The following is a 17442-nucleotide window of genomic DNA, read 5'->3' as shown; positions in this document are numbered from 1 at the left end:
GTGATACCAAGGAGCATAGTCCATGCAGGCTGGCCGGCGATGAGGCCATCATGCCCATGACAGATCGCGGTCCCACTCTGGCTCGTCCTTGAACCGCTCCACCAGAAAATCCAGCATGCTGCGCAAGGTGGCCGGCATGTGCTTGCGCGAGGTGTACACCGCATTCAGGTTCAGCTCGCGCGGCTTGGCATGTGCCAGCAGCCGTACCAGTTCACCTTTGCGCAGGGCGTCGGCGGCCTGGTAGGTCGGCAACATGGCAATGCCGGCCCCAGCCAGTGCCGCCTTCTGCAAGGTCATTGCCTCATTGGCGCTGATGTTGCCGGCCACCGGCACGCTGACCTGCTGGCCGGCCACGTCGAAGTGCCACAGGCTATGGCCGAAGTAGGCATGGGTCAGGCAGTTGTGCCGGCTCAGTTCCTCGACCTGTTGCGGGGTGCCATGCTCGTGCAGATAGGCGGGTGCCGCACAGACCACCGACCGGCACACGCTCAGGCGCCTGGCAATCAGGTTGGGATCCAGGTCGTTGCTGGTGCGGATGGCCAGGTCGATGCGCTCGTCTACCAGGTTGACGGTGCGGTCGAGCATCTGCAGTTCAACCTTCACACCGGGGTAACGCTGCACATAAGCCGCGATGGCATCCACCAGTTGGGCCTGGCCGAACGAGGTGCTGACGCTGATGCGCAATGCCCCCTTGGGGGCATCGTCCGGTTGTTGTACTGCGGCCTGCAGGTCACCTGCCAGGTCCAGCAATTGCCGGCAACGGGGCAGGGTTTCCTGGCCGGCAGCGGTCAGGCTGAGCTTGCGGGTGGTGCGCTGCATCAGGCGTGCCCCTACCCAGGCCTCCAGCTCGGCCAGGTAACGCGACACAACCGGACGCGACAGTTGCAGGTGATCTGCCGCCGCTGACTGGCTGCCCAGGTCGACAACGGTGACAAAGACGCGCATGGCGCTCAGACGGTCCATGACTTGCTCGCTTTCAGAAACAAACTATGTCCAAGCATCGCATTTTTTGTTACGGATTGGGCAACTAAGCTGTGGGTCATCGATCTAGCGGAAGGCTTACCCAATGTCCCTGTTCACCCCGCTGCGTGGCCTGTTGCTGGCCTGCGTCACCCTCGCTGGTCCGGCCATGGCCGCCGAGCCTTTGCACCTGGAAGTCTACAACCCCGGCCGCGACGCTATTTTCCCGGTGAGCTCGGTAATCATCAGTGGCGAGCACGATGCGGTGCTGGTTGATGCCCAGTTCGGCAAGGCCCAGGCCGAGCAACTGGTGCAACGCCTGCGGGCGGGTGGCAAGCACCTGACCAGCATCTACATCAGCCATGGTGACCCGGATTACTACTTTGGCCTGGCTACCGTGACCCAGGCGTTCCCCGACGCCAAGGTGCTGGCTTCGGCTGCCACCGTTGCGCACATTCGCCAGACCATGCAAGCCAAGCTGGCCTACTGGGGACCGCAGATGGGCGCCGACAAACCGGCGCGGCTGGTGCTGCCTCAGGTGCTCGAAGGCGGCCGCCTGACCCTGGAGGGGCAAGCCCTGGAAGTGGTCGGCCTGGACGGCCCCCAGCCTGACCGCAGTTTCGTCTGGATCCCTTCGATCAAGGCCGTGGTCGGCGGTGTCGTGGTAGCCGAGCACATTCATGTGTGGATGGCGGATACGCAAACGCCCAAGTCCCACGCCGACTGGCTGAGCACGCTGGCGCGCATCGAAGCGCTGGCGCCGCGCACGGTCGTCCCGGGCCACTACCTGGGCGATAGCAGCCGTTCGTTGGAGGCCGTGCATTTCACGGCCAACTACATTCGCGATTTCGACAGCGAGGCCGCCAAGGCGAAAGATGCCGGCGCGCTGATCAAGGCGATGAAGCACCGTTACCCAGGCCTGGCTGATGAAAGCTCGCTGGAGCTGGGGGCCAAGGTCGCCAAGGGCGAAATGAAGTGGTAATTCCGTTCAATTGAGGGAGCGTATGACATGAGCAAGATTGCAATCATCGGCGCCACCGGTCGTGCTGGCAGCCAGTTGCTGGAAGAGGCCCTGCGCCGTGGCCATAACGTGGTCGCGATTGCCCGCGACCCGTCGCAGTTGCAGGGGCGTGAAGGGGTGACCGTCAAGGCGCTGGATGCCAAGGACAGCACAGCCCTGCAAGCAGCAGTGGCGGGTGTGGACGCGGTACTGAGTGCTGCGCATTTCTCCACCATCGAGCCGCAGGCGATCATCGAGCCGGTCCAGCGTGCCGGGGTCAAACGCCTGCTGGTGGTTGGCGGTGCCGCCAGCCTGTTGCTGCCGTCGGGGCAGCGGGTGATCGACAGCCCTGATTTCCCGGAGGCCTACAAGGCCGAGGCCACGGGCGGTGTGCGTTTTCTGCAGGCGTTGCAGGGCGAGCCGGACCTGGACTGGACCTTCCTCTCACCCTCGGCGGAGTTTGTTGAAGGCGAGCGTAGCGGGCGCTACACGTTGGGCAAGGACCATCTGCTGATCGGTGCGGATGGCAAGAGCTGGATCACCTTTGCCGACTATGCGATTGCCATGCTGGATGAGCTGGAGAAACCGCAGCATTCGCGGCAGCGGTTCACGGTCGGGTATTGAGTCGCCTGCTTCGCGGGCTCGCCCGCTCCCACAGGTAGTGCACAGGTTTCAAATTATGTGCGCTACCCGTGGGAGCGGGCGTGCCCGCGAAGAGGCCTTCACAGGCTGGCCTGGCCCTCCAGCCAGTCCAGCAGCTCCAGCAACCCCGCCGGCAGGTTCCTGGCGTGGCTCACCAGGTAGTAGCCCTTACCGGTCAGCACCTTCAGCGCAAACGGCATGCAAAGCCGCCCGCTACGCAAGTCATCGCCAATCAGCGACCAATCACCGATAGCCACGCCTGTCCCCTGCGACGCCATGGCCATGGCCATGTCCAGCGTTTCGAAGTGCTGCTTCGGCCCCTGCGCGGTCAGCGTTACCCCAGCCGCCTGCAGCCATAACCGCCAATCATGCTCATCCCGCGAAGGGTGCAGCAACATGTGCCGCGCCAGGTCTTCAACCCGCTGCAAGGGCAGCGGCCCCTCACGCAAAGACGGTGCGCATACCGGCGTCAGTTGCTCATCGAACAGCTTGCGCACCTGCAGCCCGTGGTTCGGTGCCTCGCCATAGACCACCGCTGCATCAAAGCCCTCGCGGCGCAAATCCACGCCATGCTGAACGGTCGTGGTCAGTTCCACCGGTACATCCGGGCGCAGTGCCTGCCACTCCATCAGGCGCGGTAGCAGCCAGCGCATCACGCACGTGGGGGCCTTCAACTGCAGGGTCGTGCTGTGCGCGCCCACTTCACGCACCCCTTGCTCGATCAGCGCAAACACCTGTTGCACCCGTGGCAACCAATCCTGGCCTTCACGGGTCAGGCTCAAGCCGCGGGCCTGGCGCTGGAACAGCGCATAACCCAAGTGCTGCTCCAAGGCGGCGATCTGGCGGCTGACGGCGCCCTGGGTGATGTGCAACTGCTGCCCCGCGCGGGTGAAATTGCAGCACTGGGCGGTGATCAGGAAGGTATGCAAGGCGGGTAGGGGCGGGAGGCGTTTCATCGCAATAAGCCATGATTTCAGAACATGGCTAGTATGTGTTTTTTTGCATTGTGGCGGTAGCCGTAGCTTGGGTCCAATAAGCGCATAACCCAACAAGATTGATGGTGGACCCCGATGGCAACCTGCGGCGAAGTGCTGGTCAAACTCCTTGAAGGCTATGGCGTGGACCATGTCTTCGGCATCCCCGGCGTGCATACTGTGGAGCTTTACCGAGGCCTGGCGGGCTCGTCCATTCGCCATATCACCCCGCGCCACGAGCAGGGCGCCGGGTTCATGGCTGACGGCTATGCGCGCACCCGTGGCAAACCCGGGGTGTGCTTCATCATTACCGGCCCGGGCATGACCAACATCACGACCGCCATGGGCCAGGCCTATGCCGATTCGATTCCGATGCTGGTGATCTCCAGCGTGCAGTCGCGTGACCAGCTGGGCGGTGGCCGCGGCAAGCTGCACGAATTGCCTAACCAGGCGGCGCTGGTGGCGGGTGTCGCAGCGTTTTCGCACACCCTGATGAATGCTGCCGACCTGCCACAGGTATTGGCGCGGGCCTTCGCGGTATTCGACAGCGCCCGGCCGCGCCCGGTGCATATCGAGATCCCGCTGGACGTGCTGGTTCAGCCCGCCGACCAACTGTTGCCGGGCCGCCCGGTACGGGGTAACCGGGCAGGGGCTGCACCGCAGGCCGTGGCGCAGATGGCTGAACGCCTGGCCAGCGCACGGCGGCCGTTGATCCTGGCCGGTGGCGGTGCCTTGGCAGCAGGTGCTGCGCTGGCCCGCCTGGCCGAGCACCTGCAGGCACCGGTAGCGCTGACCATCAATGCCAAGGGCTTGCTGCCATCCAGCCACCCGCTGCAGATTGGCTCGACCCAGTCGCTACCGGCTACGCGGGCGCTGGTGGCCGAGGCCGACGTGGTGCTGGCGGTCGGTACCGAACTGGCCGAAACCGATTATGACGTGACCTTCAAAGGCGGTTTCGACATCCCGGGCAGCCTGCTGCGCATCGACATCGATCCGGACCAGACCGTGCGCAACTACCTGCCGGAACTGGCACTGGTGGCCGACGCCGAACTGGCTGCCGAAGCGCTGCTGGCGGCCTTGCAGGCGCAGCCGCAGTTGGTACACGACAGCACTTGGGGGCGGGCTCGCGTGACCAGGCTGCGGGACGCCTTGGCAACCGGCTGGGACCAGCCGACCCTGAGCCAGACACGCTTGTTGACGGCCATCGTGCAGCGCCTGCCCGGTGTTGTGCTGGTGGGCGATTCTACCCAGCCGGTCTACACCGGCAACCTGACCTTGGACATGGATCAGCCGCGCCGCTGGTTCAACGCCTCGACGGGGTACGGCACCCTGGGCTATGCCTTGCCGGCGGCCATGGGCGCCTGGTTGGGCAGTGCCGAGCACGCCATTGAGCGGGCGCCAGTGGTGTGCCTGATTGGCGATGGCGGCCTGCAGTTCACGTTGCCGGAGTTGGCCAGTGCCGTGGAGGCGCAGGTGCCGCTGATCGTGCTGCTGTGGAATAACCAGGGCTACGAAGAGATCAAGAAGTACATGCTCAACCGGGCGATCGAGCCGGTCGGGGTGGATATCCATACCCCGGACTTCATCGGCGTGGCGCGGGCGTTGGGGGCCACAGCGCAGAGCGTGGCGGATGTGGCGCAGTTGCAGGCGGCGCTGGGGCAGGCGGTGGAGCGCAAGGGGCCGACGTTGATCCAGGTAGACCAGCACCAGTGGCAGGGCACGGTTGTCGGTTGAACCTTGAGGCTTGGGTGGCTGGCGCCGGTCCCATCGCTGGCAAGCCAGCTCCCACAAGATCACCATAGACCATGGGACTTGCGCATACCTTGTGGCAACCACCTGTCAGCCCTGATGCAATCCCTGTGGGAGCTGGCTTGCCGGCGATGGGGCCGGTACAGCCACCCTGAACTTCAGCCAGCATTGGCCCGCAACCGAGCCACATCCCGAATGGGCGGCGCGCCATACAGCCGGCTGTACTCGCGGCTGAACTGCGACGGGCTTTCATAGCCCACCCGGTAGGCCGCCACCGCCGCCTCGAGCCCGTCGTTGAGCATCAACCGCCGTGCCTCCTGCAGGCGCAGTTGCTTCTGGTACTGCAACGGGCTCATCGACGTCACCGCCTTGAAGCGGTGGTGCAAGGTCGAGGTGCTGAGGTTGACCTCACGGGCCAGGTCTTCGATACGCAGTGGCTGTTGGTAGTGGTTGTTGAGCCAGGCGATGGCCTGGCAAACCCGGTGGGTTTGGCTGTTCGCCAAGGCGATTTCGTACAGCCGATAACCCTGCGGCCCACGCAACAGGCGGTAGAGGATCTCACGGCGGACCAGCGGCGCCAGCATGGGGATGTCGCGTGGGCTATCCAGCAGGCGCAGCAACCGCAACAGGGCGTCGAGCAACGCCGCATCGGTTTTATCCACGTACAGGCCACGGCCCGATGGCTTGTTGGGCACCAGCATTGGGCCACTTTCGGCGATCAGTTGGCTGATCTCGGCCGGGTCCAAGTCCATGCGCAGGCCCAGGCTGGGGTTATCGGGGCTGGCATCGAGCCGCACGCCGCTCAACGGCAGGGTGACCGAAACCACCATGTAGTGCAGTGGATCGTAGGCATACTGCTCGTCACCCAGAAACAGGCTTTTGCTGCCTTGTGCAAGGATGCACAAGGCCGGTTGCGCCAGGGTGGGGACCGAGCGCACATTTTCGGTGTAGCGCACCAGGTACAGATCCGCGATGGCCGACGCCGGGCCGTGGGGCTCGCCGGCGTGGCGGGTAATCAGCTCGGCCAGCTCCAGGCGCTGCAGTTCCAGGGTCGGGTCGGTGGGCGTGGCGATGGTCATGATGCTTTCCTCTGCTGACGGTCGCAGCATAGGTTTGGGCAACGGCCGACGCTAGTCGAAAGCTGCACGCCGCTTGCCTGATCCTGCCGCGCCGCAGGATCAGGCAAGCGGCGAGCAGTAATGGCCTAACGGGTCGCGCGGGCGAACTCCTAACCTTGGCAGCCTGGCTTTTTCGTCCGCTTGCTTCAAGGAGATTGTGCAATGGCCCTAAAACAACCGGTCACCCATCTTGCGTTCATTCGTGCCAGCAGCGGGCGCTCGGCGGAGCTTGGCGCGCGCCTGCGTGACCTGCTTGAGCCGTCGCTGCGTGCGCCGGGTTGCCTGAGCTTCAGCGTACAGCGTTCGCAGGCCGACGCTGACCTGTGGCTGCTCAGCGGCAGTTGGCAGGACCAACAGGCGATGAGTGGCTATTTTGCGTCGCCCACGCTGGAGGTGTTCGGTGAGCTGGTGCAGGCCCAGGTGGTCAGCAGCCTGGACTTGCATACATTCGGCTGATGGCATGGCCCCCTCCCACAGGGCGCGCGCTGGCTGGGGTTTGGGTTAACATGCCGGGCCACGATCAAGCAGGCAGAGAGCAACATGGCACGTAGGGAATTCGCGCAGTTCGAAGCGGTGTCGGCGATGGTGCCGGTGGAAGGTGGTGGCTACCACGCGGCCATCGCAGTCAAAGCCCTGGGTATGGGCGGCGCGCCGCGTTTTCACAAGGTGCTCGACGGCCAGGTGTTCAAGGGCGCCGTGGCCGCCGACGAAGCGGCCACGGCCGAACTGCAGCGCCTGCAAGGCGTTAGCGCTGAGGGTGAGCTGGTCTGGTGATCAGGCCGACGGGCGGGCCATCTTGAACAGGTTGCCCAGCTCGAAATAGTCCGCCGGGCCACCACCGCGCAAGATAGGTTCGGCTGCCGCGGTATCGTAGATGCCGTTCTTCAGCAGGTGGTCGGCAATGTGCACGGCCACCACTTCCCCAAGAATCAGCCAGCTGGGCACCAGCGCCTGGTCGGCCCGCTTGAGCTGGACTATCTGGCTGACCTTGCACTCGAAAGCGACTGGGGTTTCGCCCACGCGCGGCACCTTGACCAGGCTTGAGGGTGTGGCCGTGAGGCCGCTCAACTCGAATTCACTGACCTCAGCAGCCACCGGCGCACAGCTCTGGTTCATCTGCTCGGCCAGCGATCGGGTGGCCAGGTTCCAGACGAATTCACCGGTCTGCTCGATATTGTTCAGGCTGTCTTTGCGCCCGACACTGCAGAAACCGATGATCGGCGGGATGTAGTTGAAGGCATTGAAGAAGCTGTAGGGCGCCAGGTTCAAGCGTCCCTCGCGGTCTTGCGAAGAGATCCAGCCGATAGGACGTGGACCGACGATGGCGTTGAAGGGGTCGTGGGGCAGGCCGTGGCCTTTGGCGGGTTCGTAGTAATACATGGTGCTGGGCATGCTGGCCCTACCTCCTGGTAGACAAGAAGCCTAGTGTGCCAAGCCTTTGCTTGCCTGCAAATGATCAAGCCCGGCAAAAGCCGGGCTGGGCGCTCGCAGCAGGGATCAGCTGATGCGGTTGGCGTGGGTGCGGTCGAAACCGTCTTCGGCGAAGCGTTGGCCGCCAGTGCGGTCGAAGCCGTCTTCAGCGAAGCGTTGGCTACCGGTGCGGTCGAAACCGTCTTCAGCGAAACGTTGGCCGCCGGTGCGATCGAAGCCGTCTTCAGCGAAGCGTTGGCCGCCGGTGCGATCGAAGCCGTCTTCAGCGTAGCTGGCCGACTGGGTCTGGGCTGCGGCAAAGGTGTGGGCATTGGTCCGGTCGAAACCATCTTCGGCAAAGGCGCCAGTGGCGAAAACCGAAAGGGCCAGGGTGAGGATCAGTTTGTTTTTCATGGTCATTGCTCCAGGGGTTTGTGGGTTGTTTGTTTCTATGACTTGAATTTTACGCCTAATATGCTGATTAAAAAGCGCAAAAATACGCGCTAAATAATCGTATTATTAGATGTATCAGGGCGCTGTTACCGTCGCACAGGCCGTTGCCCGGCCGGACGCGGGTGAGCGCGGACACCTTTCATCGGCCAGCCCTCGCATACTGAAGGGTGGCAATTAATAGGGCGTTAAGAAGAAAACTCGGGGCAGGGCACCGATGAACGTTTTTTTCATCGCTCGCCAACCTATTTTTCAGGCCATGCTCAGCACCATCGCCGCACTTATGAACTGGAGCGGCACAGCAATGAACAAACTTCCGCAAATCACCCTGGCCTTCTGGGTCATGAAGATCTGCGCTACCACCCTGGGGGAAACGGCAGGTGACCTGCTGTCGATGACCCTGAATATCGGTTACGCACTGAGTTCGCTGCTGTTGATCAGCGTGTTCCTGCTAACCCTGCTCGGCCAGTTGTACGCGCGCCGCTACCACCCGATGCTGTATTGGCTGGTGATCCTCTCCACCAGCACCGCCGGCACCACGATGTCCGACTTTATGGACCGTACCCTGGGCCTGGGCTATGCCACCGGTTCGGCCCTGCTGATCGGCATCCTGCTGCTGACCTTCCTGGCCTGGCGCCTGAGCGGCAACCCACTGGATGTCACCCGTATCAAGAACCGCAGCGCCGAGCTGTTCTACTGGGTGGCGATCCTGTTCTCCAATACCTTGGGTACCGCTCTAGGCGACTACCTGGCCGATGATTCGGGGCTAGGCTTCGCAGGCGGTGCGTTGTTGATTGGTAGCGCTATAGCCCTGGTAGTGGTGGCCCGCTACTGGACCCGCATCCCCGGCGTGGTGCTGTTCTGGGTTGCATTTGTGCTCACCCGTCCATTTGGCGCGACCTTGGGCGACTTCCTGACCAAACCTCATGCGAGGGGCGGGCTGGACTTCGGCACGGTCGGTTCATCGGCCGTGCTGGGGGGCGTGCTGCTGGTACTGGTACTGATGGCCAGCTGGTACCAGCGTCGTGAACCGCGTCAGGCGCTGGAAATGTCCTGAATGTTGATGCGGTAACGGGTCAATGCTTTCACGCTTGCCCAGTAAACGGTCTTTCATACCCATCCCATGAGCCGAATAGCTCAGCTAATCGGCTCATGGGGCACTAGGGGGCATAAAAAAAGGCGCCCTGCACGTTGGGCGCCCTTGCAGAACGGCCTTACCGGGTCACTCGGTGGTGATACGTGAGTGCTGTTTGGTGTCCTTCATCGTCGCGTACACCAGCAGCGAGCAGGCGATACAGGCAGTGACGTACCAATAGAAGCCGCTTTCCATGCCCGCGCTCTTGAACCACAGCGCCACGTACTCGGCGGTGCCGCCGAAGATCGAAACGGTCAGTGCATAGGGCAGGCCCACGCCAAGGGCGCGGATTTCGGTCGGGAACAGTTCAGCTTTGACCACCGCGTTGATCGAGGTGTAGCCACTGACGATGATCAGCGCTGCCATGATCAGGAAGAACGCCCCCCACCAGGTCTGGATGGTATGCAGGGTGCTGAGGATCGGCACGGTGAACAGGGTGCCCAGCACACCGAAGGCGATCAGGATCGGGCGCCGGCCGATCTTGTCGGACAGGCCACCGATCACAGGCTGCAGGCACATGAACAGGAACAACGTGGCGGCCGAGATCGTGGTCGAGTCGCTGATGCTCATGCCCACGGTATTGACCAGGTACTTCTGCATGTAGGTGGTGTAGGTGTAGAAGGCCAGGGTACCGCCCATGGTCAGGCCAACCACGGTCATCAGTTCCTTGGGGTGGCGCAACAGGGTGCGCATCAGGCTTTCCTTGGCTTTTTCCTTCTTGGTGAACGAGGCGGTTTCTTCCATGCCACGGCGCAGGTACAGCGCGACCACGGCGCACAGCGCACCGATCACGAAGGGTACGCGCCAGCCCCAGGCATACAGTTGCTCGGTGGTCAGGGTCTGTTGCAGGACGATCAGCACTGCCAGGGCGATGAGCTGGCCGGAGATGAGGGTCACGTACTGGAAGCTGGAGAAGAAGCCGCGGCGGTCCTTGCTGGCCATTTCGCTGAGGTAGGTTGCCGAGGTGCCGTATTCGCCACCCACCGACAGGCCCTGCATCAGGCGGGCGATGACCAGCAGGACCGGTGCCGCGAAGCCGATGGTTTCATAGCCAGGCGTCAGGGCGATGACCAGCGAGCCGGCGCACATCAGCAGTACCGAGGCCATCAGCGCGGCCTTGCGGCCTTTGCGGTCGGCGTAAAGGCCCATCAGCCAGCCGCCGATCGGGCGCATCAAAAAGCCAACGGCGAAAATCGCGGCGGTGTTGAGCAGTTGTGCAGTGGAGTCGCCGGCCGGGAAGAAGGCCTTGGCGAAATACAGCGAGAATGCGGCGTAGACGTACCAGTCGTACCATTCGACCATGTTGCCGATGGACCCGCTGAAGATCGACTTCAGGCGGCTGGCGGTAGTTTTTTCTGCGGCAGGCGCAGCGGCCGCCCCAGCGGGCAGGGAGGTGGTGTTATCCATCAGGGATACCTTCTCGTTGTTGTTGTGAAGCGCGCCTGGGCGCAGCTGACACGAGCATTTGCAGAAGGTGTGCCAAACCGGGGCGGGCCGACCCAATCCGGGGCAATAGGCCGCTTTGCGGGCATTTCGCCGGCCGCGCGGCGGCGAGGCCAGCCCAAGAAGTGCTGTGCATGGGCGGTATTTTGCCTATCGCTGGTCAGTGATAGGCGGAATTCCGCTTATCACTGGCCCGTAAAATCGTCCCGCGACAACCCATGCCGCTGCATCTTTTCGTTCAGCGTTCGCCGCGGCAGTTGCAACGCCGCCATCACCGCACCGATGGCGCCCCCATGCTGGCGCAAAGCCGCACGCAGGCACTGGGCCTCGAACGCTTCCATCTGCTCGCTCAGCGATTGCCCGGCAGGGGCCACCTCGGTACTCGGTGAACCCAGGCCCAATGCGTGCCGCTCTGCCGCATTGGCCAGCTCGCGCACGTTACCCGGCCAGTCATGCGCCAGCAGTTGTGCCAGTTGCGCGCCCGACAGCGGCGGCGCAGCGCGGCCAAGCCGGTCGGCAGCAGCGCGGGCGAAGTGGTCGAACAGCAGCGGAATGTCTTCGCGCCGTTCGCGCAAAGGCGCCAGGCGCAACTCGGCAACGTTCAGGCGGTAGGCAAGGTCTTCACGGAAGCGCCCGGCACGGGCCTCCTTCAGCAAGTCGGGTTTGGTTGCGGCGATGATGCGCAGGTCAACGTTGATACTCTGGTTCGCCCCCAGGCGCTCGAGCTTCTGCTCCTGGATCACCCGCAGCAGTTTGGCCTGCTGGGCCAGCGGCATGCTTTCGATTTCATCGAGAAACACCGTGCCGCCGTTGGCATATTCCAGCTTGCCGACGCGCTTGCCCTGGGCACCGGTGAAGGCGCCGCTCTCATGGCCGAACAGCTCGGCCTCGAACAATGCCTCAGGAATGGCCGCGCAATTGAGCGCCACGAATGGCTTGGCCGCGCGTGGCCCGAAATCGTGGAGGCAGCGTGCTACACGTTCTTTGCCGCTGCCTGTCTCGCCCCGGATCAGCACATTGACCGGCAGGCTGGCCAGGTCCAGCACCTGCCGCCGCAGCAGTTGCAGGCCCTGGGACATGCCCAGCAGCGTGCCTTCCAGGCGTGACTTGAGGTCGGCCTGCTCGTGCAGGCGGCGGTTCTCCAGCACCAACTGGCGTTTTTCCAGAGCCCGCCGCAGGCTGCCCAGCAGGTGTTGCGGGGTGAAGGGTTTTTCCAGGAAGTCGTAGGCCCCGTTGCGCATGGCCTCCACGGCCATGGGGACATCGCCGTGGCCGGTCAGCAGGATCACTGGCAGGTCGGGGTCGTCTGCCTGCAGGCGTTCGAGCAGCTGCAGGCCACCCATGCCGGGCATGCGCACATCGCTGATGATCACACCCGGGAAATGCTTCGGCAGCTGGCTCAGGCAGTCTTCGGCGCGGGCAAACAGCTGCACGTTGAACCCCGACAGGCTCAGCCATTGCTCGACCGCTGTGCGGATACTGGCTTCGTCATCGATGACGATCACTGAATTCAACATGCAGGCTCCAGGTCTTGGGGCAGGGTAAGGCTCAGGCGCGCACCGCCAGACAGGTTCTCGGCCTGCAGCTGGCCGCCGACCTCATGGACGATACCGTAGGAGATCGCCAGGCCAAGGCCCAGCCCTTCGCCCACGGGCTTGGTGGTGAAGAAGGGGTCGAAGACCTTGGCCAGGTCGGCCTCGGCTATGCCGCCACCGGAGTCGAGCACACTCAGGCGCCACCGTTGGCCATCGGCTTCGATGCGGATCTCCAGACGCTTGTAGCGTTTGTCGGCCATGGCGTCGAGGGCGTTGCGCAACAGGTTGATCAGCACCTGTTCCAGGCGGATGGCATCGCCCCGTACCCAGGCCGGGCGTGCCAGGTACAGCGCGACCTCGACCTCTTCGCTGCGGATACGCGTTTCCAGCAAGTGCAGTGCCTGATCGACCACGGTGGCCAGGTCCAGGCGCTCGCGCAAGCCCATCGGGCTGTTACGGGCGAAGGTCTTGAGGTGACTGGTGAGCGCGGCCATGCGTGTGAGCATCTGTTCCAGCGGCTCGAGTGCCTGCCGCGCTTCGGCAGGCCGGCCATTGTCGAGCAGCAGGCGCACGGTTTCCAGTTGCATGCGCTGGGTCGTCAGCGGTTGGTTGATTTCGTGGGCCATGGCCGCCGACATTTGGCCCAGCGCGGCCAGTTTGGCGGATTGTACCAAGCCCTCCTGGGCGGTACGCAGCTCGCGGGTGCGTTCCTCGACCTGGCGCTTGAGCTCTTCCCGGCTGCGCTGGCGCAGCCGTGCCAGGCGCAGGCGCTGGCTGATGAACAACGCCGCGAACACCAGGCTCAGCCATACGGCAGCAGCGCCGAGGGCGGCATTGCGGCCGTCTGCCGCCACCTGCGGCTTGCGCAGCAGGTGCAAGGTCCAGCCCTCGCCTGCCAGCGGCAGGCTTTCCCACAGGTACTCGGCGCTGCCGTCGGGGCCTTGCACGCGGCTGAGGGTGCTGTTGGCAGCGAAGCGCGTGAGCACCTGATGGTGCAGTGGCACCAGCGGCTGCTTGTCGTACTGGCGTGTTTCGGCGAGTTCGGCACGGTCGGCGCCGCTCAGTGGCTGCAACTCGCGGTAGCGCCAGCCGTCCTGGTTGGCAATGAAGGTGATGCCGCGGGCATCGCTGACCAGCAGGATATCGCTGCCCTGGCGCCATTCGCGTTCCAGCTCCGGGAACTCCAGCTTGACCACCATGGCGCCGAGAAAACGGCCATGTTCGTCGTTGACTGCGCTGGCCAGAAAGTACCCCGGTACCCCGCTGGTCACGCCAACGGCATAGAAGCGGCCCGTACCCTGGCTGCGGGTTTGCTTGAAGTAGGGGCGAAAGCCGTAGTTGGAGCCGACGTAGGTGCTGGGTAGCCGCCAGTTGCTGGCTGCCACGGCCAGGCCGGTGCGGTCGAGCAGTTCGAGGGTCGAAGAGTTGGCCGCACCGTTGATACGTTCGAGCTTGCGGTTCAGGGCGCCTTGCACCGTCTCGCTGACGGGGCCGCGCAGGGCGTCGATCAGTTCCGGGTCCAGCGCCAGCACGGCCGGCAGCGCCCGGTAGCGGTCGATCAGCGTATGCAGGGTATTGGCGTACAAGCCCAGTTGCTGGTGAGCACGTTGTGCGTCGTTTTCCATGGCCTGGCGCTTGGCCTGGTGCATCGCCCAACCGGCACTGAGGGCAGTGCCTAGCAGGATCAGCAGGGTAATCAGCCCCAGCCGCAGGGCGCGAAAGGAAAAGGGCATGGCGCGGATCCGGGTCATTGGGACATCGGGGCTGGCCCTTTCACGGGCTTGCCCGCCCCCACGTGTGAGTACCTGTGGGAGCGGGCAAGCCCGCGAAAGGGCCGGTACAGGCGACCGTTCAGTTACAGCAATTCAAAACTCTGCTGCTGAACCGCCTGGGAGTCCAGCCCGACCTGGACATTGAACTCCCCGGGCTCGGCAACCCGCTGCAACTGGCCATTGTAGAACTTCAGGTCTTCCTCGCTGATGCGGAAGCTCAAGGTGCGGCTCTCACCAGGCTTGAGCATCAGTTTCTGGAAGTTCTTCAGCTCTTTGACCGGGCGGCTCATCGATGCCGAGACATCCTGCAGGTACAGCTGCACCACGGTCTCGCCTGCCAGCTTGCCGGTGTTCTTCACCGTGACCTTGGCTTGCAGCGTATCGCCGCGCTTGAGGTTGTTGGCCGACAGCGACAGGCCCGACAGCTCGAAGCTGCTGTAGCTCAGGCCGTAGCCGAACGGGTACAGCGGGCCGTTGGGCTCTTCGAAGTACTGCGAGGTGTAGTTGCCGGGTTTGCCTGGGGTGAAGGGCCGACCGATACGGGTGTGGTTGTAGTACATCGGGATCTGCCCGACCGACCTCGGGAAGGTGATGGCCAGCTTGCCGGACGGGTTGTAGTCACCGAACAGCACGTCGGCAATGGCATTGCCGCCTTCGGTGCCGGCGAACCAGGTTTCGAGAATGGCATCGGCCTGTTCACGTTCCCAGCTGATCGACAGCGGGCGGCCGTTCATCAGCACCAGTACCAGTGGCTTGCCGGTCGCCTTCAAGGCCTTGATCAGTTCACGCTGGCTGGCAGGAATTTCCAGGGTGGTGCGGCTCGACGATTCGTGGGACATGCCGCGGGACTCGCCAACCACGGCCACTACCACATCGGCTTGTTGCGCTGCCTTGACCGCTTCATCGATGAGCACCGCAGGGGGGCGCGGGTCGTCGACGATTTCCGGGGCGTCGAAGTTGAGGAAGTTCAGGTAATCGAGGATGGCCTTGTCGCCGGTGATGTTGGAGCCTTTGGCGTAGACCAGTTTGGCCTTGCCTTCCACGGCGCGGCGCAGGCCTTCGCGTACGGTGACCGAATGCGCCGGTTTGCCGTCGGCGGCCCAGCTGCCCATCATGTCGATCGGGGCATCGGCCAGGGGCCCGACCAGCGCGAGGGTGCCGGTTTTTTTCAGCGGCAGGGTCTGGTTGTGGTTTTCCAGCAGCACCAGGCTACGACGCGCCACGTCACGGGCGGCTTCGCGGTGCAGGCGGTCGCTGCCGTAGTAGTCTTTCAGGTCGGTTTCGGCCTTGCCGATGCGCACGTACGGGTCCTTGAACAGGCCCATGTCGTATTTGGCCCCCAGCACTTCGCGCACGGCCTGGTCCAGTTCGTGCTGGCTCACCTCGCCAGACTTCAGCAGGCCTGGCAGTTCCTGGCCGTACAGGGTGTCGTTCATGCTCATGTCGATGCCGGCCTTGATAGCCAGCTTGGCGGCTTCGCGGCCATCGCGGGCGACGCCATGGCGGATCAGTTCCTGGATGGCGCCATGGTCGCTGATGGTCACACCCTTGAAGCCCCACTCCTTGCGCAGCAGGTCGTTCATCAGCCAGGTGTTGGAGGTGGCCGGCACACCGTTGATCGAGTTCAGCGCCACCATGACGCCCCCGGCACCGGCATCGAGTGCGGCGCGGTAGGGCGGCAGGTAATCGTTGTACATTTTCGGCAGGCTCATATCGACCGTGTTGTAGTCGCGCCCACCCTCTACGGCACCGTACAAGGCGAAGTGCTTGACGATGGCCATGATGCTGTCGGGGTTGGCCGGGCTGCTTCCCTGGAACGAGCGCACCATGACCTGGCCGATCTTCGAGGTCAGGTAGGTATCCTCGCCGAAACCTTCACTGGTGCGGCCCCAGCGGGGGTCGCGGGCAATATCGACCATGGGGGCGAAGGTCATGTCCAGGGCGTCGGCCGAGGCTTCGATGGCGGCGGTGCGGCCCACTTTGGCCACCGCGTCCATGTCCCAGGTGGCGGCCATGCCCAGGCCGATCGGGAAGATCGTGCGCTCGCCGTGGACGGTGTCGTAGGCGAAGAACATCGGGATCTTCAGGCGGCTGCGCATGGCCGCATCCTGCATCGGCCGGTTTTCCGGCGCGGTGCGGGAATTGAAGGTACCGCCAATGCGGCCAGCGGCGATTTCCTCGCGAATCTTGTCGCGCGGCATTTCCGGGCCGATGCTGATCAGGCGCAGTTGGCCGATTTTTTCGGCTTCGGTCATCTGGCCGATCAGATGGTCGATGAACGCCTGCTTGTCCTGCAGGGGCGGGGCGGAGGTGGCGGCGAGGGCCGCCTGACTGGCAAGGCCCATGGCCAGGCCCAGCAAAGACAGTTTCATCATCAGTTCCGTTGTGGGGGCCTCTGCCGTATCCAGGGTGGTACGCGCGCGGCCGAAGTTTTCAGGCGGCTATTGTTGTACGATTTGCAGGCAATGCTTCCAGCGGCCGATTATGCCTGAATATGTCACCCGCGGATGAAGCCCCGTATGCCGGGACAACAACTATAAGAAAGCTCAGAGACCGACGGCGTGACCCCTTTTGACGAGTATGATCAGCGGCAGATTGCCGAAGCCATAGCCCGTGCCGAGCGGCATACCGACGCCGAACTGGTGACGGTGCTGGCGCGGCGTGCCGACGACTATGCGTATTGGCCGCTGCTCTGGGCTGCCGTGCTGGCACTGGCTGTGCCCGGCCTGCTGCAGTGGCTGCTGGGCTGGCCGGGCGTGCGTGGCTTGTTGGTGGCCAACATGCTGCTGTTTGTCGGCCTGTGCCTGCTGCTGCGCAGCCCGCGCCTGGCCGGCTGGCTGATCCCCCGGGCGCTGCGCCGCTGGCGGGCTTCGCGCCTGGCGCACCAGCAATTTCGCGAGCTGAACCTGCAGCGCACGGCGGCTGGCACGGGGGTGCTGATTTTTGTCAGCGAGGCGGAGCGGCATGTGGAAATACTGGTTGACCGCGGCATCGAGCACTGCCTGGATGCCAGCGCTCGGGCGGCACTCGTCAGCCGGTTTGCCGAACAGGTGCGCCAGGGACGGACCCTGCAGGGTTTTGTCGAATGCATCAAGGCCTGCGGCGAGTTACTGAGCGAGCAGGTGCCACCGACCCATGCGCGTAACGAGCTGCCCAACCGCCTGGTGATTCTCGACTGAGGCAGCATGCAGGCGCGCACTGGATGGGGCTGGCAGTTCGGGGCTGCTGTGCAGCCATCGCTGGCAAGCCAGTTA

At 63.9% G+C, this 17442-nt stretch carries 16 protein-coding genes; 7 read left to right on the top strand and 9 right to left on the bottom strand.

What is annotated here, in order from left to right; genetic code table 11:
- Positions 1–48: 48 nt before the first annotated feature.
- Entirely contained in the window at positions 49–963 is a 915-nt protein-coding gene (locus GEV39_RS19560; protein WP_173890911.1) for a LysR family transcriptional regulator, read from the bottom strand.
- Between the two features lie 103 nt (positions 964–1066).
- Here GEV39_RS19560 and GEV39_RS19555 point away from each other — a divergent pair, with 103 nt between their 5' ends.
- Positions 1067–1942 (top strand): MBL fold metallo-hydrolase, encoded by an 876-nt coding sequence (locus tag GEV39_RS19555; RefSeq protein WP_173890910.1) that lies wholly within the window; start codon positions 1067–1069, stop codon positions 1940–1942.
- Positions 1943–1969: 27 nt separating this feature from the next.
- Positions 1970–2584: an NAD(P)-dependent oxidoreductase gene (locus GEV39_RS19550; protein ID WP_173890909.1), complete on the top strand. Its 615-nt coding sequence runs from the start codon at positions 1970–1972 to the stop codon at positions 2582–2584.
- Between the two features lie 98 nt (positions 2585–2682).
- Here GEV39_RS19550 and GEV39_RS19545 read toward each other — a convergent pair whose 3' ends face one another.
- Entirely contained in the window at positions 2683–3558 is an 876-nt protein-coding gene (locus tag GEV39_RS19545; protein WP_173890908.1) for a LysR substrate-binding domain-containing protein, read from the bottom strand.
- Between the two features lie 114 nt (positions 3559–3672).
- Between GEV39_RS19545 and GEV39_RS19540 the strand changes: the two genes are divergently transcribed.
- The gene (locus GEV39_RS19540) at positions 3673–5310 is read left to right on the top strand and encodes a 5-guanidino-2-oxopentanoate decarboxylase (protein WP_173890907.1); all 1638 of its coding nucleotides are present in this window, start codon (positions 3673–3675) and stop codon (positions 5308–5310) included.
- A gap of 173 nt (positions 5311–5483) precedes the next feature.
- On the opposite strand, the gene GEV39_RS19535 is transcribed toward GEV39_RS19540, so the two are convergent.
- Positions 5484–6404, bottom strand: a complete 921-nt coding sequence (locus GEV39_RS19535) for an AraC family transcriptional regulator (protein ID WP_173890906.1) — start codon at positions 6402–6404, stop codon at positions 5484–5486.
- 201 nt (positions 6405–6605) lie between these two features.
- Here GEV39_RS19535 and GEV39_RS19530 point away from each other — a divergent pair, with 201 nt between their 5' ends.
- Together GEV39_RS19530 and GEV39_RS19525 are read left to right on the top strand one after the other, a co-directional pair.
- Complete coding sequence (locus GEV39_RS19530; protein WP_173890905.1) at positions 6606–6899, top strand: putative quinol monooxygenase; 294 nt, start codon at positions 6606–6608, stop codon at positions 6897–6899.
- 84 nt (positions 6900–6983) lie between these two features.
- The gene (locus GEV39_RS19525; RefSeq protein WP_173890904.1) at positions 6984–7217 is read left to right on the top strand and encodes a hypothetical protein; all 234 of its coding nucleotides are present in this window, start codon (positions 6984–6986) and stop codon (positions 7215–7217) included.
- On the opposite strand, the gene GEV39_RS19520 is transcribed toward GEV39_RS19525, so the two are convergent.
- Positions 7218–7823, bottom strand: a complete 606-nt coding sequence (locus tag GEV39_RS19520) for a flavin reductase family protein (protein WP_173891729.1) — start codon at positions 7821–7823, stop codon at positions 7218–7220.
- 117 nt (positions 7824–7940) lie between these two features.
- On the bottom strand, positions 7941–8267 hold the full coding sequence (locus tag GEV39_RS19515) for a hypothetical protein (RefSeq protein WP_173890903.1): 327 nt from the start codon (positions 8265–8267) through the stop codon (positions 7941–7943).
- Positions 8268–8607: 340 nt separating this feature from the next.
- On the opposite strand from GEV39_RS19515, the gene GEV39_RS19510 reads away from it, so the two are divergent.
- On the top strand, positions 8608–9360 hold the full coding sequence (locus GEV39_RS19510) for a COG4705 family protein (RefSeq protein WP_173890902.1): 753 nt from the start codon (positions 8608–8610) through the stop codon (positions 9358–9360).
- A gap of 165 nt (positions 9361–9525) precedes the next feature.
- Here the strand turns inward: GEV39_RS19510 and GEV39_RS19505 are convergent, their stop codons facing one another.
- The 4 genes from GEV39_RS19505 to bglX form a co-directional block, all read right to left on the bottom strand.
- Complete coding sequence (locus GEV39_RS19505; protein ID WP_173890901.1) at positions 9526–10845, bottom strand: MFS transporter; 1320 nt, start codon at positions 10843–10845, stop codon at positions 9526–9528.
- 221 nt (positions 10846–11066) lie between these two features.
- Positions 11067–12398, bottom strand: coding sequence for a two-component system response regulator MifR (mifR, locus tag GEV39_RS19500; RefSeq protein WP_173890900.1), 1332 nt, complete (start codon positions 12396–12398; stop codon positions 11067–11069).
- On the bottom strand, positions 12392–14149 hold the full coding sequence (locus tag GEV39_RS19495; protein WP_173890899.1) for a sensor histidine kinase: 1758 nt from the start codon (positions 14147–14149) through the stop codon (positions 12392–12394). Before GEV39_RS19495 ends, mifR begins: the two co-directional genes overlap by 7 nt.
- A gap of 122 nt (positions 14150–14271) precedes the next feature.
- Entirely contained in the window at positions 14272–16563 is a 2292-nt protein-coding gene (bglX, locus tag GEV39_RS19490) for a beta-glucosidase BglX (RefSeq protein WP_173890898.1), read from the bottom strand.
- A 186-nt stretch (positions 16564–16749) separates the two neighbouring features.
- On the opposite strand from bglX, the gene GEV39_RS19485 reads away from it, so the two are divergent.
- Positions 16750–17367, top strand: a complete 618-nt coding sequence (locus GEV39_RS19485; protein WP_173890897.1) for a TPM domain-containing protein — start codon at positions 16750–16752, stop codon at positions 17365–17367.
- The last annotated feature ends 75 nt before the right edge of the window (positions 17368–17442 follow it).

The sequence above is a fragment of the Pseudomonas sp. NY5710 genome (assembly GCF_013305665.1).
Classification (GTDB): domain Bacteria; phylum Pseudomonadota; class Gammaproteobacteria; order Pseudomonadales; family Pseudomonadaceae; genus Aquipseudomonas; species Aquipseudomonas juntendi.
This window is presented reverse-complemented; position numbering and strand designations above follow the sequence as displayed.